This is a genomic window from Bacillus sp. TH17 (assembly GCF_016651125.1).
Classification (GTDB): Bacteria; Bacillota; Bacilli; order Bacillales; family Bacillaceae_G; genus Bacillus_A; species Bacillus_A mycoides.
Genome location: NZ_JAEKEN010000001.1, coordinates 2,875,429 through 2,899,840 on the forward strand (window position 1 = coordinate 2,875,429; position 24,412 = coordinate 2,899,840).

The 24,412-nt window shown below is 35.0% G+C and carries 23 protein-coding genes; 7 read left to right on the top strand and 16 right to left on the bottom strand.

Features of this window, described 5'->3' with window-relative positions:
* Positions 1 to 311: 311 nt before the first annotated feature.
* A complete protein-coding gene (locus JFT95_RS14665; RefSeq protein WP_002014220.1) occupies positions 312 to 1,637 on the top strand; it encodes an ArsB/NhaD family transporter in 1,326 nt (441 codons plus the stop codon).
* Between the two features lie 109 nt (positions 1,638 to 1,746).
* Here JFT95_RS14665 and JFT95_RS14670 read toward each other — a convergent pair whose 3' ends face one another.
* The 6 genes from JFT95_RS14670 to JFT95_RS14695 all read right to left on the bottom strand — a co-directional run bounded on the left by JFT95_RS14670 (position 1,747) and on the right by JFT95_RS14695 (position 6,712).
* Positions 1,747 to 1,974 (bottom strand): coiled-coil domain-containing protein, encoded by a 228-nt coding sequence (locus JFT95_RS14670; protein ID WP_131245365.1) that lies wholly within the window; start codon positions 1,972 to 1,974, stop codon positions 1,747 to 1,749.
* A 387-nt stretch (positions 1,975 to 2,361) separates the two neighbouring features.
* On the bottom strand, positions 2,362 to 2,721 hold the full coding sequence (locus tag JFT95_RS14675; protein WP_002128400.1) for a nuclear transport factor 2 family protein: 360 nt from the start codon (positions 2,719 to 2,721) through the stop codon (positions 2,362 to 2,364).
* 79 nt (positions 2,722 to 2,800) lie between these two features.
* Positions 2,801 to 3,352: a GNAT family N-acetyltransferase gene (locus tag JFT95_RS14680; protein ID WP_201052653.1), complete on the bottom strand. Its 552-nt coding sequence runs from the start codon at positions 3,350 to 3,352 to the stop codon at positions 2,801 to 2,803.
* A 378-nt stretch (positions 3,353 to 3,730) separates the two neighbouring features.
* Positions 3,731 to 4,639, bottom strand: a complete 909-nt coding sequence (locus JFT95_RS14685) for an iron-hydroxamate ABC transporter substrate-binding protein (RefSeq protein ID WP_002014213.1) — start codon at positions 4,637 to 4,639, stop codon at positions 3,731 to 3,733.
* A gap of 21 nt (positions 4,640 to 4,660) precedes the next feature.
* Positions 4,661 to 5,677, bottom strand: coding sequence for a FecCD family ABC transporter permease (locus JFT95_RS14690; protein WP_201052655.1), 1,017 nt, complete (start codon positions 5,675 to 5,677; stop codon positions 4,661 to 4,663).
* On the bottom strand, positions 5,678 to 6,712 hold the full coding sequence (locus JFT95_RS14695; protein ID WP_201052657.1) for a FecCD family ABC transporter permease: 1,035 nt from the start codon (positions 6,710 to 6,712) through the stop codon (positions 5,678 to 5,680).
* 276 nt (positions 6,713 to 6,988) lie between these two features.
* Here JFT95_RS14695 and JFT95_RS14700 point away from each other — a divergent pair, with 276 nt between their 5' ends.
* Positions 6,989 to 7,753, top strand: coding sequence for a DUF817 domain-containing protein (locus tag JFT95_RS14700; protein WP_201052659.1), 765 nt, complete (start codon positions 6,989 to 6,991; stop codon positions 7,751 to 7,753).
* 143 nt (positions 7,754 to 7,896) lie between these two features.
* The gene (locus JFT95_RS14705; RefSeq protein ID WP_063218591.1) at positions 7,897 to 8,277 is read left to right on the top strand and encodes a hypothetical protein; all 381 of its coding nucleotides are present in this window, start codon (positions 7,897 to 7,899) and stop codon (positions 8,275 to 8,277) included.
* A gap of 100 nt (positions 8,278 to 8,377) precedes the next feature.
* On the opposite strand, the gene JFT95_RS14710 is transcribed toward JFT95_RS14705, so the two are convergent.
* A complete protein-coding gene (locus tag JFT95_RS14710; protein WP_063218592.1) occupies positions 8,378 to 8,833 on the bottom strand; it encodes a DinB family protein in 456 nt (151 codons plus the stop codon).
* Positions 8,834 to 9,037: 204 nt separating this feature from the next.
* Here JFT95_RS14710 and JFT95_RS14715 point away from each other — a divergent pair, with 204 nt between their 5' ends.
* Positions 9,038 to 9,526 carry a DinB family protein gene (locus tag JFT95_RS14715; RefSeq protein WP_063218593.1) on the top strand — a complete coding sequence of 163 codons (489 nt, stop codon included), beginning with the start codon at positions 9,038 to 9,040 and terminating at the stop codon, positions 9,524 to 9,526.
* A 129-nt stretch (positions 9,527 to 9,655) separates the two neighbouring features.
* Here the strand turns inward: JFT95_RS14715 and JFT95_RS14720 are convergent, their stop codons facing one another.
* Positions 9,656 to 10,543 carry a LysR family transcriptional regulator gene (locus tag JFT95_RS14720; protein ID WP_201052661.1) on the bottom strand — a complete coding sequence of 296 codons (888 nt, stop codon included), beginning with the start codon at positions 10,541 to 10,543 and terminating at the stop codon, positions 9,656 to 9,658.
* Between the two features lie 123 nt (positions 10,544 to 10,666).
* Here JFT95_RS14720 and JFT95_RS14725 point away from each other — a divergent pair, with 123 nt between their 5' ends.
* Positions 10,667 to 11,632 carry a quinone oxidoreductase family protein gene (locus JFT95_RS14725; RefSeq protein WP_201052664.1) on the top strand — a complete coding sequence of 322 codons (966 nt, stop codon included), beginning with the start codon at positions 10,667 to 10,669 and terminating at the stop codon, positions 11,630 to 11,632.
* A gap of 112 nt (positions 11,633 to 11,744) precedes the next feature.
* Here JFT95_RS14725 and JFT95_RS29620 read toward each other — a convergent pair whose 3' ends face one another.
* From JFT95_RS29620 to amyS, 6 genes are all read right to left on the bottom strand, one after another.
* Complete coding sequence (locus JFT95_RS29620) at positions 11,745 to 12,002, bottom strand: hypothetical protein (RefSeq protein WP_002192752.1); 258 nt, start codon at positions 12,000 to 12,002, stop codon at positions 11,745 to 11,747.
* Between the two features lie 163 nt (positions 12,003 to 12,165).
* Entirely contained in the window at positions 12,166 to 12,858 is a 693-nt protein-coding gene (locus JFT95_RS14730) for a hypothetical protein (RefSeq protein ID WP_113709599.1), read from the bottom strand.
* Between the two features lie 244 nt (positions 12,859 to 13,102).
* The gene (locus tag JFT95_RS14735; protein WP_201052665.1) at positions 13,103 to 13,813 is read right to left on the bottom strand and encodes a histidine phosphatase family protein; all 711 of its coding nucleotides are present in this window, start codon (positions 13,811 to 13,813) and stop codon (positions 13,103 to 13,105) included.
* Positions 13,814 to 13,973: 160 nt separating this feature from the next.
* On the bottom strand, positions 13,974 to 14,498 hold the full coding sequence (locus tag JFT95_RS14740) for a GNAT family N-acetyltransferase (protein ID WP_002190298.1): 525 nt from the start codon (positions 14,496 to 14,498) through the stop codon (positions 13,974 to 13,976).
* Between the two features lie 6 nt (positions 14,499 to 14,504).
* Complete coding sequence (locus JFT95_RS14745; protein ID WP_201052667.1) at positions 14,505 to 16,406, bottom strand: endonuclease MutS2; 1,902 nt, start codon at positions 16,404 to 16,406, stop codon at positions 14,505 to 14,507.
* A gap of 533 nt (positions 16,407 to 16,939) precedes the next feature.
* Positions 16,940 to 18,481 (bottom strand): alpha-amylase, encoded by a 1,542-nt coding sequence (gene amyS, locus JFT95_RS14750; RefSeq protein WP_063218599.1) that lies wholly within the window; start codon positions 18,479 to 18,481, stop codon positions 16,940 to 16,942.
* A 216-nt stretch (positions 18,482 to 18,697) separates the two neighbouring features.
* Between amyS and JFT95_RS14755 the strand changes: the two genes are divergently transcribed.
* Positions 18,698 to 19,489, top strand: coding sequence for an arylamine N-acetyltransferase family protein (locus tag JFT95_RS14755; RefSeq protein ID WP_002033438.1), 792 nt, complete (start codon positions 18,698 to 18,700; stop codon positions 19,487 to 19,489).
* Between the two features lie 118 nt (positions 19,490 to 19,607).
* A complete protein-coding gene (pepF, locus tag JFT95_RS14760) occupies positions 19,608 to 21,395 on the top strand; it encodes an oligoendopeptidase F (protein WP_201052669.1) in 1,788 nt (595 codons plus the stop codon).
* A gap of 54 nt (positions 21,396 to 21,449) precedes the next feature.
* Here pepF and JFT95_RS14765 read toward each other — a convergent pair whose 3' ends face one another.
* Together JFT95_RS14765 and JFT95_RS14770 are read right to left on the bottom strand one after the other, a co-directional pair.
* Entirely contained in the window at positions 21,450 to 22,499 is a 1,050-nt protein-coding gene (locus JFT95_RS14765; RefSeq protein ID WP_201052670.1) for an agmatine deiminase family protein, read from the bottom strand.
* A 96-nt stretch (positions 22,500 to 22,595) separates the two neighbouring features.
* Entirely contained in the window at positions 22,596 to 24,338 is a 1,743-nt protein-coding gene (locus JFT95_RS14770; protein ID WP_201052671.1) for an amidohydrolase, read from the bottom strand.
* Positions 24,339 to 24,412 lie beyond the last annotated feature (74 nt).

The following is a 24,412-nucleotide window of genomic DNA, read 5'->3' on the forward strand; positions in this document are numbered from 1 at the left end:
ATATTTTTTATCCCGCATTAACGGATAGTAAGATTCCCACCCCAAAATCCAGCGAACACACGTCAGCTAGGTGGGAAATCAACTATCCGTAAATGCCCGATTGGTGAGGGCTAATAATCAGTCGGGGATGAACAAAAACCCCCACTGATTAAAGTTTCACTTTATATGATATGTAAAAATCACATTTTTTCCTTCACATTGTTAAATAGTTTTCTTTCTTTTTTGAATTTGCTACAATATATTTTATCCCGTATTAATACAGCGAGATACATTTCGACAATTGAATACATACTTTAAAGAAGGTGACATGATTGGAACAATCAGCACATGAAGTAGCAAATTGGCAATATTATTTTACAATTGCCGTATTTTTAGTCACGTACGGTTTTATTATTTCTGAGAAATTGAATCGTGCTGTAATCGCACTATTCGGTGCTGCTATTATGATTATTTTTGGAATTGTAGATTTACATACTGCTTTCACATCGCATATTCAATGGGAAACGATTACCCTTTTAATTGGGATGATGATTCTCGTACATATTACGAGTCAATCAGGCGTATTTGAATTTGTAGCCATAAAAGCAGCAAAAGCAGCTGGCGGAAAACCAATCCGCATTTTATTATTACTATCCCTATTAACTGCTGTCGGTTCTGCATTTTTGGACAACGTAACAACCGTATTATTAATCGTACCTGTTACACTATCCATTACACGTATTTTAAAAGTAAATCCTGTTCCTTATTTAATTTCAGAAGTACTATTTTCAAATATAGGCGGAACAGCAACATTAATTGGTGACCCGCCGAACATTATGATTGGATCAGCTAATAAGCATTTAGACTTTAATGCCTTTTTACTAAACTTAGCTCCAATCGTAATCATTATTTCTATCGTTACACTTGGCATTATTTACTTCATGTATCGCAACAAACTAAAAACAACGCCTGAGCAAATCGAAAAGCTAATGGCATTAAATGAAAAAGATTATATTAAAGATCAGAGCCTCCTTTTAAAATCCATTACGATTTTAGGACTAACTATTTTAGGCTTTGTACTTCATTCTATTATTCATGTAGACGCTGCCGTTATTGCGATGACAGGTGCTACACTTCTTATGTTAATCGGTGTGAAAGAACATGATATTGAAGATGTATTTGCCCACGTTGAATGGGTAACAATTTTCTTCTTCGCCGGACTATTCGTTCTCGTTGGCGGATTAATTGATATCGGACTTATTTCTTCACTCGCAAAAGAAGTACTCGACGTAACAAATGGCGATATCGGTTTCGCTGCTATACTTATCTTATGGGTATCTGGCATCGCATCTGCGACAATTGATAACATCCCATTTGTCGCAACGATGATTCCACTTATTCAAGATTTAGCTACAGGACTCGGACTATCTGTCGATTCTCCGCAAATTGAAGTACTATGGTGGGCGTTATCACTTGGAGCTTGCCTAGGAGGCAACGGAACATTAATTGGAGCATCAGCAAACGTAGTCGTTGCTGGTATTGCAAAACGTGAAGGACATGGATTCTCTTATATGGACTTCTTAAAAATCGGTTTCCCCTTAACGATCATTGCGCTATTGTTATCACATGCTTACATTTATTTACGTTATTTAATGTAGAAGTTGTATTGCATGAAATTATATCGGCGATTCGACAACGAATATCGACTTGTCGACAAATAACGACAGTAAAACAGGTATGCAGCACTACGCCGCATACCTGTTTTCATCACCAAAATATACCTATAATTGCTAATCCACCTAAAATCATACCACCAATTTGTCCAATGATTGCCGGTGATAATTGAACACCTTTTCTCACTTCAACAACTGGTCTTTCGTGCCTTAGTTGCTGCACTTCACTTTGAAGTTGATGTACACTTCCGTGTAGTTCTTTAATTAGTTCTTTTAATTCAGCGACCTCTTCGTTTACTGGTTTTGTTTTTTCTAAATTCATTTTGCATAACTCCTTATAAAGTGAAACTTTAATCAGTGGGGATTTTGTTCATCCCCCACTGATTATTAGTTGAACCAATCGGGCGTTTACGGGCAGTTGGATCTCACACCTAACTTCTTTGCTCCACCTGAATTTTGAGGTGGGAATTTTACTGCCCGTTAATGCGGGATAAATTCAATCAGTTCACTGTAAAATTTCGCCAATTATCGTTATATCTCCTGCATACTACATATATAATATGGAATGTACCTTTATTAACAAGACCCTTTTAAGAATAAATTTAGATATTTTAGAAAGACAACTTTCATTAGTTCTTTATATATATAAAGGACTAATATATTCAACAATTCTATTCTTTATAGTTTCTTTTTCATACAAAAAGCTTCACTAAAATTTAGCAGGTGTGCCTTGATGAAAATACATTTGCCATCTTCCTTCTCTAAATTTCCATATCGAACTACGTAACGAGTGTTGATTATTCATTTCATTGAATATTTGATAAGTAGTTAATGCTACATCTTTGGATAATGGATGTACTTCAAAATCACTCAAAGTCATTTTTACCACACCAATTCCATTTTTATCGATATCCTCATTTTTATATAAAACTTTACCAGAACTCCCAAACTCAAAAAAATCAGCGGCAAGTATCTTTTTAAGCTCCTTTTGAGATGTGCGAACCCCTGGTTTAAGTAATCGTTCCTCTAGCTGATATAAACACTCTCTTAATGAAGATAAACCTTCCATTAGTACACTCCTCTGCTCATCATTACCCAAATATTACAACTTTTCACTCTACACTACACAATTATTCTGTATGTTTTTGCTAGTTCTGCAGCTCTATCCATTCATCTCGCAATATCCCCATAATCATACGATCAAAACACTTTCCATCTCTTTGAACTGCTTCCCTCATACATCCTTCCATCTGAAAACCCATCTTTTTATATAGTGCAATGGCAGATTTATTATACGAAATAACATCGAGACCGATGCGGTGTAAATTCAATTCATAGAAAGCATACTTTAGAATAAGGTGTATTGTTTCCCTTCCATATCCCTTCCCTCTATCATTCGCATCTCCTATACCAATTGCTAATAAACCTGTTCTGTTATTCCACTCTATGCCGTGAATTGCAACAAAACCAATTAAGCGATCATCTTGAACTGTTCTTAACATGAAAGAAACACTATTCGATCTCCGTCCCTTTAATAGCCCATCACTCGCTATTTCATGTAACGATTGCGGGAATGCCAAGTCTGTATCTACATTTCTTAAGTACTCACTATCCTCTTGCCACATAGCCATTACTTCAGCATCTGCTTCTCTAACAGCTGATAATTTAATAGTTTTATTTTGAAAAAGATTCATCGTCATCTAAAACTCCCCCTTTTTTAAATAGCGGGGACAATAATTCTAGCCTATTTATCCCGCATTAACGGGCAGTAAGACTCCCACCTCAAAATTCAGCTGGAGCGAAGAAGTTAGGTGGGAGTCGGGCTGCCCGTAAACGCCAGATTGGTGAAGGCTAATAATCACTGGTGGATGAACAAAACCCCCACTGATTAAAGTTTCACTTTATCCCCTTGTTCCATAAACTGTTTTTTTAACGGGATACTTACAATAAGCGCTGACATTGGCACATCTCCCTTGCATTGAATTAACTTCATTGTATAATTTTTCATTTATTCTAACAACAACAACGATAAAAAGACCCTCCAAATTTAGAGGGCCTTTCCTAATAGCAAAACTGTATTATTTCGTAAACATTTTCTCTGCTTCATCCATTGCCATTTTGTTACCTAAAGCAGAATAGTCAAGCCATGGTTGATCATTAATAATGTATACGTGCTTACCTTTAACAGCTTTTAAGTCTTTCCAAATTGGTGTTTCTTGCAGTTGTTTAAATGCTGCTTTTGCTTTATCATCTCTGTTTACGACAACGAAAATAGCATCCGCATCAAAGTCAGGTAATACTTCTTGTGAAATTACTTCGAAAGGACGGTTTCCATCAATTTTCTCTACACCATTTGCAGGTTGTAATCCTAAGTCTTGGAATAGAATTGGTCCCATCGGTCTTTTCGTACTAAATACACGTAATTCTTTTGCAGTAACGCGAATTGCCATTACTTTTTCGTTATTACCTAACTCTTTATCTATTAAACTTTTTACTCGTTTTGATTGTTCTTCATAGTCTTGAATATATTTATCTGCTTCTTTCTCACGGTTTACAAGTTTACCTACTTCTTTTAAATGATCTCTCCACGTACCTTCATCTAAATTAAAAGTATGTGTTTTTGCAATTTTTTCGTATTTCGCTAAATCTTTGCCAGCATATTTTTCATCCACATAAATTTCAGATGGCTTTAATTGTAGTAATGCTTCCATATTCGGATCTGTTACAACGCCCAGTTTCTTCGTATCTTTCAACTGTTCTTTCACGTGAGGTAAGAAATCTTTTAAATCTCCACCAATTACAGAACCTACCGGTGTAATTCCTAATGCAAGTAAGTTATTCGTTAAATGAATAGACATAGAAGCAATTTTTGGATCATTACTTTTTTCAGTTTTTTTAGTTGCCTCTTCACTAGATTTCGTTTGACCACATGCTGATAATACTAAAATAAACATAATGCTAAATAAAATAGTAAGTTTCTTTTTCATATGTTCTCCTCTTTGAAGTATTTATTTTGTTTTTGTAAGTAAATAAAGAAAATATGGCGCACCTAAAGCCGCTACTACTACGCCAGCTGGAATAGAGTTTGGCTCAAATAAAGATCGCCCTATCGTATCCGCGAGTACTAAAATAATCATTCCAATTATGCCAGCTAACGGAAGGAAATGTTGATATGTACTACCTACTAACTTTCTTGCGATATGCGGAGAAACTAAGCCGATAAAGCCAATTCCCCCTGCCATTGATACACTTGCACAAGACAATCCTACCGCTGTAGCTAAAAGCAGTAACCGTTCTTTTTGAACAGATACACCAAGTCCTGCTGCTACACTATCACCTAGTGACAGTGCATTTAACGTTTTGGATTTCAGCCATGCGTACGGAGTTAGTATCAAAATCCAAGGTAATAATGCTAGGACATGAATCCAATCTCTTCCCCACACGTTACCAACTAACCACCTAGAAGCGAATGTATACGTCTCATCATTTAACTTGAGCGAGAAAAATAACAAAAGTGCACTAAAACCAGCTGAAACTACAATACCAACAAGAATAAGTCTAATGGGAAGTAAACCTTTTGACCGATCACTCGCAAGCAAAACAATAAGAAATGCAGCTAACACTCCTCCGCCAAATGTAAATAACGGTATTAAAATCGATGCACTCTCGTTAATAGAATGAAAGAAAGTAACAAATACAATAAGCCCGAAAGATGCACCCGAGTGTAATCCGAGAATACCAGGATCTGCGAGAGCATTCCGAGATAATCCTTGCAAAATCGCACCGGAAACTCCAAGGCCAATACCAGCTAACATTGTGATTATAATTCTTGGCATACGATAATCGTATAGCACGGTTGCACTCTCAAAATCACCATAGCCAAAAAGCGTTTGAATTACTTTGAGCGGTGCGATGCTCAGCGTTCCCGTATTTAAGCTAATCAAAACTATAGCAATACTTATACATCCGAAAATTGTAGTTACAGTAATAGCTTTCTTTTTATCCGTGCTAAAAAGATTCTTCACTTATAGCTCACTCCCAACTTTACGTGCTATATAGAGGAAGAACGGAACTCCAACAAGAGCTACCATAATTCCTATCGCAAGTTCTTTAGGAGGATTTACTGTTCTTGCTCCTAAATCAGCTAAAACTAATAACATAGCTCCTAATAATGCTGACATAGGAATAATAAGTTGATAATTAACACCTACTAATTTTCTAGCAATGTGCGGAATGACCAATCCTACAAATCCAATGGAACCAACAGCTGAAACAGAAACACCTGCTAGAATCACTACCATAATCATCCCGAGTATTCTCGTTCGGTTCGTTTTTACACCTAAATTTGTAGCGACATCATCCCCCATGGATATGAGTGAAATAGATCGCCCTAGCGCTGTCGCAAAAACAATTGTTATGAGAATAATAGGCACTAAAAATTTCAAGTGTTCCCACTTAACCCCCGCAACACCACCAGCATACCAAAACGCTAAATCTTGGCTTAAGTCATAATAAATCGCGACACCTGAACTTAACGAATGTAAAAGCGCGGCCATAACTGCCCCTGCAATCGTTAACCTCATCGGCGTTAGCCCGCCTGATGTTGCTGATCCAATAATAAAAATGAGTACTGTACTTAAAACTGCTCCAATAAAGGAGACAATCATTAAATAGGAATACGGCATATGCGGGGAAAAAGCAAAGCTAAGTGCTACTACAAACATCGCACCTGCATTTATTCCAAGTACACCTGCATCAGCTAAAGGATTTCGTGTTACCCCTTGCATAACAGCTCCAGCGACTGCAAAAGCAGCTCCTACAACTGCTGCGCCAATTACCCTTGGGAGCCTTAATTCATAAATAATTTGATGCTGTGTTAATTTCGGATTATAATCAAAAACCGCTGCCCACACAGTTTGCAAATGGATATCCTTTGCACCAAATGCAACGGCTAAAAATATAGCTCCAATTAAACATATAATTGTTAAGCTCATGAAACATATGAACTTAATATGTATCCAGCGATTATTGCCAGCATGTACAGTAGACTTATGTAACATGTTTCATTTCATCCTTTATATTCAGTTCTTTTTTATAATTATTTTTTATTTATAATCATTATTGATAATAATTATCATTTTCATTTAGATATTATATCCCCACTTTTTTTAAATAGCAAACTATTTTTTTACTTTGTTAAACTATCAAAACACTTATTACAATTCCCTTCTAAAACTTCCAAATACATGCAAAATGACGTACTGTTTTATTTTCAAATTTGTAGTATACTAAGTTATTGTTTTGATTTTTCAAATAATAATCCTGAAGGTGAAAACATGTTTTATGTAAAACAACTACTCTATTTTACTTATGAACAAGCATTATCCTGTTTGTTCCCTGTCGTTATTTTTTTAACACTTGCTCTTTCAAAAATCATTTCGATTCCAGGGCTGTACCGATATGATTTCATACTCATCGTATGTCTTCTTATGCAGTGGATTATGTACAAAACAGGTCTTGAAACAAAAGATGAACTAAAAGTAATTACTGTCTTCCACCTCATCGGCCTTTTACTAGAAATATATAAAGTACATTTCGGTTCATGGAGTTATCCTGAAGAGGCGTATTCAAAAGTTTTCGGAGTTCCGCTTTACAGCGGTTTTATGTATGCGAGTGTCGCAAGTTACATATGCCAAGCGTGGAGAAGATTGCATTTACAAATGCATCATTGGCCGAAAGCTATTTTTGCAATACCTCTAGGAGCAATGATTTACTTTAATTTTTTTACACATCATTTTCTATATGACTTTAGATGGGTATTAACTTTAATTTTATTCATTGTTTTCTTTCGCACATTTGTGGAATTTTCATTACGAGGCGTTACATATAAAATGCCGCTCGTACTCTCATTTTTCCTTATCGGATTCTTTATTTGGATTGCAGAAAACATCGCTACCTTCTTCGGAGCATGGCAATATCCAAATCAACGGGAAACATGGAGCCTCGTTCACTTAAGCAAAATTAGCTCATGGTTTTTACTCGTTGTTATTAGCATTATGATTGTTACACAACTCAAACATTTGAAGCAGTCGAAAGGATAATAAAATGATACATCACATTATACTCAAATAAATATCATGCATCAAAAGATTTGAACACACTAGTTCTCTCAAACATTACAATAAGGAAAAAATCATATTGAATAAACAAAAAAACAAGTGCCTATAATTTAGGGAGTGAATCTATGATAAGCGTTCACGACAATACCATTATTTCATACCAAGTTAATCTTGAGAAAGAAGAAATTCATATACACACCCTTACTGAATCAGGAAGGAATGTAAATATAATTTTTTCTGGTGTCTTAGCACACTTTTTTGAAACTCATCTAAGTTCTAGCATTATTTCTAATATAGACGAATATCCCCTTCTAGATTTTTTTAAAGAGAATAAGAAATTATTAGAGGAACAAAAACCTTATGGTTGGCCAATATCTTATGATAATATTACAGAATTAGAGGAAACATTGGTAAAAGAGAATTATGTTTATTACAACATTTTTGCATCTTATGGTCTAAGTGGTTGGGTGTTAGCTAAGAAACTTGAGATATTAGATTCTAATTAAGTTGATATTAATCTTAAATACCCTTCCGATAACGATTTTCTAATTACAAAAAAACGAAATCCATCTGGGATTTCGTTTTTTCAAGCAATTAAATTCAAAACTACAGAGATTTCACAAGACGTTCCATCGCCTTCATTTGCCCAATATGGTCTGCTTCATGATAAAGCATCATACCGTAAAGCTCTCCAACTGTTTCCAACCCTAAAAATGGCTCTGGAAGTTTATTTTCAAATGCTTCTGCTGGAATTTCTTGAATGCGCTTCGCTTGTTCTTTTAATTGAACCGTTAACACTTCTAATGATGGCCCTTCTGTTTTCCATTTAGATGGTCTTGAACCATATCCAAACATACCTGGATATTCAGTTGGTAATTGTTTAAACTCTTTTCCAAACATGAAAACTTCTGCTGCCGTTAACACATGACCGATATGCCAGCGAATTGTATTGTTAAAGCCCTCCGGCTGCGTATCCGCAGTTTTGTCATCTAACGTTTCCATAAATTGAAGTAATGCCCCACGCGTTATTTCAAATTGTTTTAAACCAATTATTCTATTCATTTTATCGTCTCCTTTTTTATGTACAATTTATTATGAACTAAGGATGTTAAACTTATTAAAGTTTCACCTTGTTTAATCTATCAGAAACAATTAAAAAATACATCTAATATGCTTACTGAAAACAATAAAAAAGGACCACTCCTCATAAATATAGAAATACTTACTGCACAAATATTACAGTAAACAAAAGAGGAGTGTAATTACATGTTAGATGTTTTAAAACAACAATATAATCTTATTAGTTCTACAAGGGAAAATCTATTTACATTTTTGGAAGAAATTCCACAAGAAAAATTGCACAGTACGGTTCCTAATTTCGGAAGCGGTAGCATTATGAAGACGCATATTCATGTAGCCGATTGCTATCGATACTGGCTTGGAACATTCGCATTCAAGCAAAAACGGGCAGATTTTTCATTCGCTAGTGATGATGAAATTGAGCATGCAGATGTCGAGAAAATCCGTGCTAGGTTTAAGTTAGTAGATGAAGTTGTACAACGCTTTTTAGATGAATACAATGACCGTTGGCTCGAAAATATAGCAAATGAAGTGAAATGGCAAAAAGAACATTGGAGTACAACTCCACTATGGCTTTTAACTCATACAGAAACTCATGAGTTTCACCATAAAGGCCAAATTGTATCAATGGCTCGTCACCTTGGATACACGCCTCCTGATACAGATCTTAGTTAATTACTACAACTGAACTTAATGCACACAAAAATAAAGAGCACGTTTTGATTAATCTTTTTCAAAATATGCTCTTTCTCTATTTAAATAACTTAATCGTTTACTATATTACTGGTTCACCTATAACAACTGTTAATTAAATGACTCCCTCGTCACCTCAATAAATTGCTGCAGTGGCGCTGTCATCCATTTATCTTTATGCCAAGCAATTTGCGTATAGATCGGAGTAATTGTATTCTTTAAGACTAATTCCTTCATCGTTCCCTCTCGTATATCTTTTTCTACTACTATTGCTGGCAAAACTGCTATACCTAAATCTGCAATAACGCATTGTTTAATTGCCTCGACACTAACAAATTCAATCTTATTTGCTGGGTATACATCTTCCGCACGGAATAACTCTTCAAATAAAGTCCGATACGAGCAACCTAGTTCTGTTAGTAAAAGTGTTTCGCTTTCTAAATCTTTTGTAGAAACGGAAGGTTGTTCAAGTAAACGATGCGTAGGAGCAGCTACTACTTTTAATTCTTCTTTCATAAGTGGCTCCACATGTAAAACATCCTCTGTTTTACATTCGTCCAAAATAAATACAAGATCTACTTTCCCCTCCATCAATTGTTCCTTCGCATCTTTATTGGAATGTGCAGGTTTAAATATAAGCTTTATTTGGGGAAATTGTGCTTTAAATTTCTTTAATATAGATGGAAGCCTATATGTACATTGACTTTCTTGTGCACCGATTATTAACGTACCCGCTATTTCCTCATCATCTTTCACAGCCATTTTCGCTTCGTTACTGAGTGCAATCATCTTATCAGCATATAGTTGAAACTTCCTGCCTGCTTCAGTTAAGAAAAGACGTTTTCCTAATCTTTCAAATAATGGCGTACCGAGCTCAGCCTCTAACGTTTTAATTTGCGCCGTTACGCTCGATTGTGCAAAGTTTAATTTCTTCGCAGTTTGTGTAAAGTTCAAAGTCTCTGCAGCTACTTTAAATGTAATTAATTGTTTTATCTCCATTTATCATCCCTCTTTTCAATCAATATTTCCGATTGATTTTATCGAAATAATCCTCTTTGCCTATTGATATTTGTATTGTATGATAAAGAACATCGACAAACAATATAAATGGAGGTATTCCATATGAAAGCACTTTGTTTCGAAGCATTCGGAGACGCTGATGTACTACAATATAAAGAAATACCTGATCCAATCATACATCCAAATGAAATTCTTGTTCGCATGCAAGCAATCGGTTTAAATTTCGCTGATATTTATAGACGCCGCGGCGATTATCATCTCGCTGGTAACCCGCCTTATATATTAGGTTATGAAGGCGCTGGTATTGTTGAAAAAGTAGGAGCTAACGTTACTACTATCAATCCCGGAGACCACATTGCATTTGCTGACGTTCCATTCTCAAATGCAAAATTAGTTGCCGTTCCATCTGAAAAAGCAATTACACTTCCAGACTCTATTTCTTTTGAAACAGCCGCTTCTGTCTTATTGCAAGGTCTAACAGCACATTATTTAACGAAAGATAGCTATCAAATAAAACAAGGCGATATAGCTTTAGTACACGCTGCAGCTGGTGGCGTTGGTCAACTTCTCGTTCAAATGATTAAACTACTGGGCGGAACAGTAATCGGTCTTACATCATCAAAAGAAAAAGCACAAGTAGCTACGTTAGCTGGTGCTGATCACGTATTTTTATATACTGAAGCATGGCATACGAAAGTACTTGAGGTGACTAATGGTGCCGGAGTAAATGTTGTGTATGAATCAGTAGGTTCTACACTCGTGGAAAGTTTTAACGCTACTAAAATTGGCGGTACTGTCGTATTTTACGGAATGGCCGGCGGTAATCCTATACCTGTAGATCCACGTATGCTTATGGATACTTCAAAGACTTTAACAGGTGGAGACCTTTGGAACGTGCTTACATCTTATGAAGAGAGAAAAAAACGCTCCTCTCAATTATTCGAATGGATTACGGCCGAAAAATTAAAGATCGCAAGTCCTACTACATTCTCTTTACGAGACGGTGCCCGTGCTCATGAATTATTAGAGAGCAGAAAAAGTACAGGGAAGATTTTATTAATCCCTTAATCGTTCCCATTTAAAAAGGAAGCTAGAATATATTCCATTGCTTCCTTTTTAAATATTATTAATGTTCAATTTCGCTTCTTTTCAATTACCCTGTTATTTATATTTTTTCTGTCTATACTTCTCTTTCTAGGCCCCTCATTTTTAAGTTTATAAAATAAATGAATCTAAATATTAAAGGAAAAAACAAACCTCCCGATATCAACGATCCAATAAATACAGTATCAATAAAAGAAAAAATCCCAAATAATAGCATTCCAAAAAAATAAAATACAACTGCACTCCAATAAATAAACCGTGGAAACTTAGTTTGGAACGAATCACCTTTTTCACACGGTTTTCCAAATAACAAATGAACGAATTTAATCAACATAATCACTTCTCCATATAATTGTTAATATTCTTTTCTCCTTAGAACTGAACATAAATCACATACTATGTATCATTTTCTTTAAGTTTTCCGGCACCGAAGTTATTAGCTATGTCGAATACGGTAGCCTTTTACTCATATATTTCAAAAATGCAACAATATATTTTCATTTAATTACAAATCGTCTATCCCCATTATCATGTTGCAATTCAAACAATACTGGATTACTAACAAATCTTTTTAGCAAAACATACGCCTCATGATCATTTATGTCATTAGGAATATTAATTCCACTAAATGATGTTGAGGAAATTAGTGTATGAAAATCATATTTAAATTCATAATCACCAATATACGCTAGTGCCAATTTCCCTTTCCATTCAATTTGATATGTCTGCCCTTCTAATCTAGTAAACTTAATATTATGAAAGGCTGACGCATCATGTCCAAGTAAATAAACGTCAAATGCAGTTAACTCTAAATCTAAGTCCTTCTGCTCATCTTCCGATAAAAAATCAATTGCAAATCTCTTCCCGTTTAGCATATCCAAATTAAAAGGCGCCTCATCACTTCCTACACGAAACCCTTTAAAATCCCATTCTTCTGATGACAAAGTGCATCTATGGAAGTTGTTCCATACAATCTTAGCGTGCCAATCATCTTCTTCCTCATTCTCTTCATCTTCTTCATCCAAATCTTCCTCATCATAATCCGCGGTCTCTAAATGCAAATCAAAATACAAACCAGCCATACCATTTAACTCTTCTTCCTCTGCATATTTAAAATGTGCACTCCACTTAAAATTAACAATCCGATGACCATTAGGCCACGGGTTGTCCACAAAATATATTCGATCCATATTCACACATTCCTTACTTTGTTTTATTTCTCGTATACTTACTTTAGATTCCGAGATGAAATGTAAGGCTAGACTAATGTCCCTCCAATACACTGCAAACTAATTTGTTGTTCCTACTCTGTAATTATACCATTACAATAATTTTCATAGTTCGTTTTTAACAGAATATTCCGTTTAAAATTAATGAATGATATACTGAAAAATAAAAAGGAAGCTAGATTTCTCTATCTTCCTTTTCTTACCTTTATATTTCCACACTTTCTTTCCCTTTTGCAACATAACTCATATCCCCAACTGATTCGACTGTGTACTTCCCATCTTGATATGCAATTTTCGTCACACTAGCATTTTCCACTCCAAGTTTTGTTTTACTACTGTCTAACATTTCAATTAATGCAGTAATCAAAAGCCCATGAACGACAACTAGAACGTTGCCACCTCCATTTTTAGCAGCTTCTTCACTAATTTTATCAATCTCTGTTTTTATGCGAGTAGAAAATAATTCCCAATCTTCCGCCTGTTTCGTAGGATCTGCTGCTCTAATAAGATTAATCACTTCTTGAATAGAAAACTTCATGAGTTCTTCTGGTGATGCAACGCCCGCAGCTTTTCCAACCACATCCCACATATTTTCAAGTTTTTCACCTTCAAAAATACCAAAATTTAATTCTCGTAAATTTTTCCTTTGCTCAAGTTTTAAGGTGGATTGCTCACTATATTTTAATACTAAATTAGCAGTTTCAATCGCTCGGCCGCTATCACTACTGTACGCATTCGCAAAATGAACATCTTTTAATCCTGTTCCTAAATTAGAGGCAACTTCCACACCTTTTTCTACTAACGGAGAATCTGCCCAACCTTGCGCGCGCTGGTTCGTATTTAATATTGTTTTTCCATGTCTTGTAACATATAACGTAACTACATTCTCATTGCTATCTGTTTCTCGCTTCTTCATTCTATTCTCTCCCTTTACATTTCTATATCAATTTTACCATCTCAATTATTCATTGAGCAAAATATACGTAAGTAGATCTGCTTAATAAAAAAAGCTATCTTTCTGTATATCCCTACAAAAAGATAGCATCTTTTATGATTACATTTCTTAACCAATACTCCTACTCAGCAAAAGCACTCGAATATTGTACAATTCCTTCTACACCTTCAAGAGCACTCCCTCTTAATTCCATCACCATAAACACTTCATCTGGCACTTCAAATGGTGCTTTTATATTCCAATCACTTGCTTTCTTAAATCCGAATTTCGGATAGTACTCTGGATGCCCTAATACCACAACAGATTCATATCCAAGTTCTTCCGCCTTTTCTAAAGCAGAAGCGATTAGTTTTCCGCCGATTCCTTTTTTCTGATGGCCCCTAGCAACTGAAACTGGTGCGAGCGCTAATGATTCTACAGAAGTTCCATCCTGTTCTATCGTAATTTTTGATAACATAATATGCCCGACTATTTCCTCATCTACTGCAACGATTGATAATTCAGGAATAAACGCGTCACATTCTCTAATACGTTTTACAAGTTCATGTTCCTTTTTATCACTAAATTCTTCATTTAAAAATGCTTGTTTTACAACTTCTTCTGTCTTACTATAATCATTTTTTTGTTCTTGTCTAATCGTTACCATTCTATATTACCCTCTGTTCTTTCTTATTTCTTTTTCAATTTTACGAAGCGCTTTTTTCGATCCGCGCTCAATATCATGCTGCATTTTTCTTTCTTTATAATCGACAAATAGTGTATTTAAATCATATCCTTCTGGGTATAATTCTTTCGCCGCTACCTCTAAAGTAATACGTTTTACATTCACTTCAACGAATTCACCGTTATAATATACAACGACATTATAGAAATTATCTTTTTCCTTATAGATGATACCAAAATCATCATGATCCAATAAATTCACACGGTCACCGATTTTATATTCATAGTCATTTTCTCTTTTTTCTTGCACGAATTTCGGTTTTCTAATTTTGCTTTCATTCACTTTTTCTATAGCGTATTCTTTATTTCCCATATACTCTTTCGCTCTTTGCAGTACATGTTCTCTCACATTCATTTTATTCGCAATCCAAAGTGCATTACTTTCACCTGATTTACCGATCACTAATTTATAAAGTGGCTCTAGTGTCTCACTATTAAATTGCATCGCTGCATTCATAAAATCATCGTGCATTTCTGAAAAGCGTTTAATTTCACCGTAATGCGTACTCGCAATTGTAATACATCCTGCAAGATAAAACTCCTCTAAAATAGAGATTGCAAGTGCTGCCCCTTCATTCGGTTCAGTCCCGCTTCCTATTTCGTCAAATAACAGTAACGTATTATTATTTGACATCCTCATAATTTCAGAAAGATTTTTCATATGAGACGAAAATGTACTTAGTGCATTTTCGATACTTTGGTTATCACCAATGTCTACAAATATATTTTCGAAAATAGCAATTTCCGTTTCTTTATCTCCAGCGATGTGAAGGCCTGACATTGTCGCTAATGTTAACAATCCAATTGTTTTTAGCACAATTGTTTTCCCGCCTGCATTCGGCCCAGTAATAATTAAACTACGGTATTCTTGACCGATTTCAAAGTTTAATGGTACTACTTTTCCACTTAAAAGCGGATGCTTACAATTCATTAAATGAATGTAGCCATGATCGTTTAATTTCGGCTCTATTCCATCGATTGATTTACTAAACTTCGCTTTCGCAAATACCATATCATATTGGCTAATTAGTTCCATATTAATTTTTATATGATAAATATTTTCTAATACCATTCCTGATAAAGTCGCTAAAATTTGATACTCTTCCATCGCTTCTTCTGCTTTCCAACTTGCGAGTTCCGTATTTAACTTTGTAACCGTATGCGGTTCTATAAATACAGTTGAACCTTTAGCGGAAGCTTCAACTATACTTCCCGCAACTTGATTTTTATAAGAAGATTTAATTGGAATCGTATACCTATCGTCCTTCTTACTAATAAAGAATTCCTGAATATATTTCTTATTTGCACTACTATTTAAAAAATTCGTTAAACGTTCTTTTATTTTTCCGTCTACAGAATCAATGTTATTTCGAATTCGTTTTAACTCTTTACTAGCCGCTGCATCAATGCTATTTCCTTTAATTGAAAAGTTAATTTCCTCTTCAATACTTTTAAATTCAGTCATTGAATTTGCATAGGAAGCTAATACTGGCGCAAAAAATTCTTTATCTAGCATAAACTTTTTAATCTTTCGGCACCCACGTAAAAAGTCTGAAACGCTCACTAACTCTGCTGGATCTAAAATCATCCCTTTTTCTAATTTTTGAATTGTACTAGCGATATTAGAAATTCCGAAGAAAGGCACATGCCCTTCTGCATCTACTATAGCTCGTGCTTCTGTCGTTTCATTTAAGCGATTTCTCACTACTTTTATACTCGTACTCGGCTCTAATTTATTTAATAATTCCTTACCTAATCCACTTACACAATAAGATTTCACTATTTCCATTAATTCGTTATATTGTAACTTTTCAAAAGTCATCGTATTCATTTTGTTTCTCCTCACTATGATTGGTTTTTATCATCAATGAAGATACCTACTCATTAGATTCCAATGAGTTCTACATTATTCAATTACCATTTTTATACATTAAAAACATATACAAAAAAGCTGCGGGGATACCGCAGCTTTTACATTTACAAGGCAAGTGTAATAACATATGAGGAAATAAGCCATAAAAAAACAGATGGCAATCCCCTTATTACACGCTTTATAAAGTATTGTAGGTATCTTCATAGGTTTCGAAATAAATCCATGACAAAATTAGGGGTATGATGTACATAAAAATCCCCTGGTCTTATCCGATTTATTTCATTAAATTTTTCCTATTTAGTACCTACCGCACTCACAAAAAGCACCTCTCATTAATTTATATTTTATGTTCATTGAAATCTAATTTATTGAAATCATCATACTATATGTTTTATAAGAAGTAAAGGTGTCATACTTTAATAACTATGCAGAATGTAAAAAAGAAGAAGAAAACTTATATTTCAGTCTACCTCTTCTTTTTCATCACCAATTTACTGCTGAACATATATGGAAACTGAGCCTCCACTTACATAGAACTGCCCCCATCCGTCCTTATTAATTGTTACAGTATTTGTTTGATTACCCGTAATATCGTACCATACTTCCCCAGCGTTATTCTTTCCAACATCCATCCACTTTGATCCTCCTGGTCCATCCGAGAGTAATGTCGCTAAACCAGAATTAGCATGTACACCATCGCCTTCTCTTGTCCAGCCAATCACATCTGGATGGTCTAAATAATCACGCTGCGTACCATATGCAAAGTTTTTTCGTGCCGTCAAAATTGGATCAATTTTATCTTTTAACGCTGGAATTTCATAACTACTATTTCCGCTTGTCCCATAGTAATCACCATAGAAAACTGAAGGATAGCCCTCTGCACGAGTTAAAATAAATGCATATGCCAGCGGCTTAAACCACGGACTTACTACAGATTCCAATGACTGCCCAGGCTGAGAATCATGATTCTCAACGAGAGTAACTGCGAGTGCAGGGTGATTTTTCATTACTGTTCCATTTAAAATATTTCTCATATCATAATTCCCATTTCCTGTTGAAGCATAATGAAAATTGTAATGAAGCGGTGCATCAAACACAGATTGATTATAATTGACTTTCGCTAAATAATTGTTTAAAGCCTGAACATCATTTTGCCAATATTCAGCTACTGTAAACATTTCTTTCCCCGTTTGCTGTCTGGCATGATTTACCCAATCGCGTAAATATTCATGATCAATATGTTTAACAGCATCTAAACGAAAACCATCTAAATTTAATTCATTCGCATACCACGTCCCCCAATTTTTCATCTCATTCGCAACATCAGGATGATCAAAATCAAGATCTGCATACATCAAATAATCATAATTTCCATTTTCGCTAGACACTTCCCAATCCCACGCTTTATCTACACCCCTAAATTTATAAATTCGATTTAATTTCCTTCCTTCATCCCAATCCGTTCCGTCAAAATGATACCATTTCCATTTGAAATTAGAATAAGCATCTCCGCGCCCTGGAAAATTAAACCCCGTCCATGCACTAATTTGATAATCACCTGATACTTCAATATTTCGATTGTTACGGTCTACCTCAACAGCTGTTACGGTTTCAGTATAATCAGCCCCACCTTTATGATTCATAACTACATCACCGTATACGTCGATGTTTTGCTTATGTAAAGCGTCAATTGCAGATTTCAACTGTGCTTTTGTCCCATATTTCGTCCGCACCGTTCCTTTTTGATTGAATTCCCCCAAATCATATAAATCATACGCTCCATACCCTACATCATTTTGCGAAGTCCCTTTATATGCAGGTGGTATCCATACAGATGTAATTCCTTTATGAGCTAAATTTTCAGCATCAGAACGCAAACGATTCCAATGATTCCCATCATTTGGAGCGTACCACTCAAAATACTGCATTAATGTTCCATTGTTCACTGTTGCTGCTTCTGCCTTATTTCCCTCATATATATTAGGAAAAAGCAAAATAAACAATAAACAGACTACCGTAATCCTTTTCAACATATTTACACCATCCCCTTTAAGAAAGCGTTTGCATAATTCGTTAAAGTTATTATAATATTCGTTCTACAGTTAGTAAAGTAACAATCTTTTAATCTCTCACATTATTTTTCAAAATATGAATTCAACTATTCCACAAGTACCCCACATAGTTTAAAATTCACATCGGATTCAAAATTGTTTACAATTTATCTATAAAAGCATAACGGAGGGATTTCTATGACCGACTTTCAAAAACAATTTTTTGCAAGATTAAATATAGAAGAAAAACACAAAGTTTCATTTGAAGATTTACCTAACATTATGTACGCAATGGCACAAACTGTCCCTTTTGAAAACTTAAATATTCTCGAAAACAACTTTAAAGAAATATCAAAAGAAAATCTAAAAGAAAAAATTTTAATAAACAACCGTGGCGGCCTTTGTTATGAATTGAATCCGGCTATGTATTACTTCCTTAAAGACTCTAAATTCGATGTCCATCTCGTTTCAGGAACAGTTTATAACGCTGCAAATTCTATATGGGCTGTAGATTCAGGGCATATCGCAACTGTTTTACAACATCATAATGAACTTTACTTAATTGAAGTAGGTTTCGGATCATATTTACCCCTTTCCCCTGTTCCTTTCTCAGGTGAGATCGTTCATTCTGTAACAGGCGACTATCGTATTCGTAAAGAAACGACTGAAAAAGGTAATTATATTTTAGAAATGCGTAAAAGTAATGAGTTTCTAGATCAATCTTCTACTGATGATTGGACAGTAGGTTATGCATTTTACTTGGAAGAAGTGGATGAAACGAAAGCAAATGCAGCACAAAAAATTATTGTTGAACATGAAGGTTCACCATTTAACAAAGTACCTCTTGTTGTAAAACTTACTCATGACGGGCACGCATCATTAACAAAAGATAGCCTTACAGTAACGAAAAATAGAAATAAAACAAAAGAAACAATTACAAAAGAGCAATATACAAACCTCCTTCATTCAACGTTCGGCATTACATTATAACTTTTAAAGCCTCGCCATTCTCGGCAAGGCTTTTTATTTTTCAGCAGGGATTTTTTGCAATTTGTTGTATTTCATAGTTATATAGGAATATAACTACATATTTAGAAAGGAAATGATTATGACAGAACTTAACGATCGACTACAAGTAGCTGATAAAGAAAAATGGGATTTAACGGATATTTACCATAAAATTGAATATTGGGAAAACGATTTTCATAAAATTGAATTATTAACGAATGAATTACACAAGTTTAATGGAAATATTCACGATGGCAATAGTTTATTAGCTTATTTAACAAAGAGTGAAGAAATATCTAGCATAATATCTTTAATGTTTGCTTATGCACGATTACAATCCGATCTTGACACACGCGATACTGACGCTCAATCCCTTGTCGATAAAGTATCACAATTACACGTGAAAGTAAGTGCGGCTAAATCTTTCTTTTCCCCATTCTTACTTAGTGTAGATGAAAACACATTACATTCTTACATAGAAGAAACAGAAGGCTTACACTATTATAAAGAAGACTTATTTGAGCTATACCGTTATAAAAAACACGTTTTGAATAAAGACCAAGAAGAGATTTTATCACAAATGGGTGAAGCACTCTCCTCCCCGCAGCATACATTTGGCATGTTAAATAATGCAGATATAATTTTTGGTGAAGTGACTACTGATGATGGAGAAAAAGTAAACTTAACACGTGGAATGTATTCAAAGCTAATAGAAGATGAGAATCGTGAGAATCGTGAAGAAGCCTATAAAGCTTATTACAAACCATACGTTCAATTAAAGAATTCTATCGCTTCTACTTTGTCCGCAGCTATTAAAAACAATGTTACTGTCTCAAAGCTACGAAAATATCCATCAGCTTTAGAAAAATCATTATTTGGCGACATGGTTCCGAAAGAAGTATATGAAAATTTAATTGAGACAACGAAAAAAAACATTCAATCATTACATACGTATAATGAACTTAGAAAAGAAAAATTAAATGTAGATGAACTACGACAATACGACTTGAGTGTTGATTTAATAAAAGGTGTAAAACAAGACATTCCATACGACGAAGCGTTTGATATAATGATCGCGTCACTAGCTCCTTTAGGTAAAGAATATATCGAAACATTAAAAAACTTTAAAGATAAACGCTATATAGACGTGAGAGAAACACCAGGAAAACGTTCTGGCGCTTATAACTTTGGTGTATACGGTGTTCATCCTTTCATTCTTTTAAATCATCATGATGATTTAAATAGCCTTTTCACCCTTACTCATGAATGCGGGCACGGTATGCATACTCATTACTCACACGGATACCAACCAAGAATTTCTGCACACTATACTATCTTTGTTGCAGAAGTCGCTTCTACAGTAAATGAAGTGTTATTAATTCATTATTTATTAAAAGAAGCAAAAGAAACGAACGTACGTAATCATTTAATTAACTACTTTATCGATAGCTTTAAAGGTACTTTCTTTACACAAATCATGTTTGCAGAATTTGAAAAAATCACACATGAAATGGCCGAACAAGGTAAACCATTAAATGCCAAAGTCTTTAGTGAAATTTACGAAAACTTATTTAGAGAATATAATGGCGACTCCCTCGTATTTGACGAAGAAGTAAAATATGGCTGGTCTAGAATCCCTCATTTCTACCGTCCATTTTACGTATACAAATACGCAACTGGATTCGCTTCTGCCATTCAAATCGCCGATAAATTATTAAGCGGTGATCCAAATGCTCAGAAAAACTATATTGAATTCCTTAAAGGCGGAAGTTCTGACTATCCATTAAACCTACTGAAAAAAGCTGGCGTTGATTTAACTACACCAGAACCGATTGAAAGTGCATTAAATCGATTCACCCAACTTGTTGAAGAGTTTTCAGCATTATAGAAAAAAGCATGCAGATTATAGAATCTGCATGCTTTTTCATATAAAATATACATTTCATTTATTCACTTGTTGCTGTGTCACACAGTGAATCATACCACCATACGCAAACAGTTCATTTACATAAATACCAACAATTCTTCTTCCCGGAAACTGCCCTTCCATGATTTGAAGCGCTAACTTGTCATGCTCATCGCCATATATAGGAACCAATACAACTTCATTTCCAATATAAAAGTTCAAATATGAGCCCTTACAGTCTGCTTCTTTTACCACTTTTCTTGTCACCGGTACTGGGATGAGCTGAAATGGATTTCCATCTATATTTCTCGCTTGTCTCAATTCTTGATAATGCTTTTCGTACGCCTCCAAAAGGTAGGATTCACTCTCCCCAAAAGGATCATATTCATAAAGAATTGTATTTTCATTTACAAAACGCGCTGCCCCATCAATATGGTAATCTGTATCTTCATCATAATTATCCTCTCCGCGAATACCAGTTATCCATATAAAATTCGTTACTCCCAAATACTTCGTTAACTCTATTTCAATCTCTTCCTGATTTAGTGTAGGATTTCGATTTTCATTTATAATAGAAGTTTTTGCCGCCATTAAGGTGCCATTTCCATTTATCTCTATTCCTCCACCTTCTATACAGACACTAGATTTAACTTTTGGAATGCTATACATTCCACTTATTTTTTCCGGAATAACAGCATCATTTTCATACGGATATTTATCCCCCCAACCATTAAATACCCAGTGTGTTAAACAGAGATTGCCTTCCTTGTCTTTTACAAAGATCGGTCCATTATCTCTTATCCAAACATCATCCGTTTCTTCAATTAAAAAATCAATTTTATCCATATCTACATTCGCTTCAGTTAACTTCGATTGTACATGTACTTTTTCTTCCTCATCAAATACAACAATATGCACATTCTCTCCGTAATGAAGCTCCTTTGCCATCGTTACCCAAATATCATCTAGCTTAGATTTGTAACCTTCGCCTCTATGAGCCTTATCATGAGGCCATTGGAGCCATGTCCCCTCATGATTTTCCCACTCAGCAGGCATATAAAACAAACTATTTTCTATATTTCTCATACGTGTTCACCCCTTCTTCGAATGTAAGTTCAGTCTAAACTTTGACATCATGTTAAGGTCAACAGAAATATATTAACTACTTCATAAACCGATTCTTTATTTTCCCTTGTGATACACTACTTCTCCTTGTAAAACCGTCACTAAAACTTTCGCATTCGGAATCTTATCGGCACTCATTTTAGTAATATCTTCATTTAGTAATACCATATCGGCTGATTTACCTACTTCAATTGAACCAGTAATATTATCAAGACCTAATGCTTTGGCGGGCTTAATTGTATATGCATCAATAGCTGCGTATACATCAGACAAGCCCTTTTCATCAATACTTAGTGCATTCGAAATCGTCACAAGTGGATTTAGTTCATTTACATCCCAATCACTACTAAGTGATACGTTTGCTCCTGTTTTCCAAATGCGTCCTAACGGCATAATTCGTTTCATCTGTTGATTTGTAAAATACGCACTTGCCCAGCTTTGTTTAGGATCTTCTGCAAAATCATGACCTACTTGGAAATCAGCGCTAATACCTAACTTAGCAAAACGATTTATATCACTATCTTCTACCATTTCCACATGTGTAAGCGTATAAGGTTGATTCGCCCCTTCTTTTTTCGCTGCTTCAATTGCATTTAAACTTTCTCTTACTCCGCCATCTCCAATTGTGTGGATGAGTGCACCGTAACCAATTTTATTGAGTTCACTCAACCACCACTTCATTTTTTCTTCTGGAATATAGTTCAAACCGTACGGTGTTCCTTTAAACCACTCAAATTTATATTTTTCTAGTATTTTAGCTGTGCTGTTAATGCTAATTCCATCACTATACATCTTCACTTGATTAATAAGCATTCTAGATGATACATCATCACGCTTAATTTTTTTGAAATACTCCATTTGCTCTGCTTCATTTAAGTTCGGATATACCCACGGACGAAGTACTACTCGCGACGTTAACTTTTTCCCATCATTAACTTTATTCCAAACATCTAACCAGCCTCGTTTCCAATAAAGACGTCCATCGCCGACTGTAGTAATACCATTCTTCGCAACCTCATCTAAACCGTCTAACAAACCTTCATAATTTTTTTCAAAGAGATTGGGCTGGGAATTCCATGCTTTTTCCATCACGATATCCCCTGCTGTATCATACAGAAGCCCGAAAGGTTCTCCTGTTTCTGGATCCCGGATGATTCTTCCGCCTTGCGGATCTTTCGTCTCTTTATTTATTCCTGCTGATTCCAATGCCTTTGAGTTAACCCATACAGAATGAGAAGTTCTTTCCATAATTAATACAGGGTTATTAGGAAATAACTCATCAAGAACTTGTAATGGCGTTTGTTGTTCTGATTTTTCGTCCATATCTTTTAACAGCTCTTCCAAACTAAATCCTGTTCCGCTTATCCATTCGCCATCTTTCACATCTTTTTTACAAGCCTTTAAATACGAGCGTTGTTCTTGCAGCACAGCATCCGGTGAAACACTACAATTCCCTGCTGCTGGTGATTTCGCCTCAAATATATGATTGTGATTGTCCACAAAACCAGGAAGAATAAAACGCCCTTGTAAATCCACCACTTTCGTATCTTCATTTATAAATCCTTCTACATCTTTGTTTGAACCAACAAATGTAATTTTCCCTTCTTTAACGGCTACAGCCTCTACAATGTCTTGCTTGTCATTTGAAGTATAGATTGTACCATTTTTAAACACTACATTTTTTGGCAACTGATTTGGTAGAACGAAGCTACCATTCTCACCTTCTCCTACTCCAGGAGTACACGCTGAAACCCATGTCATACTTAGAATCAGACAAATAATCATGATTGTTCTTTTCATATTCTTTCTCCTTTTTATTATGATGAATTACTTACATAAATAGAATAAGGATTGACATAATGTTAATGTCAATC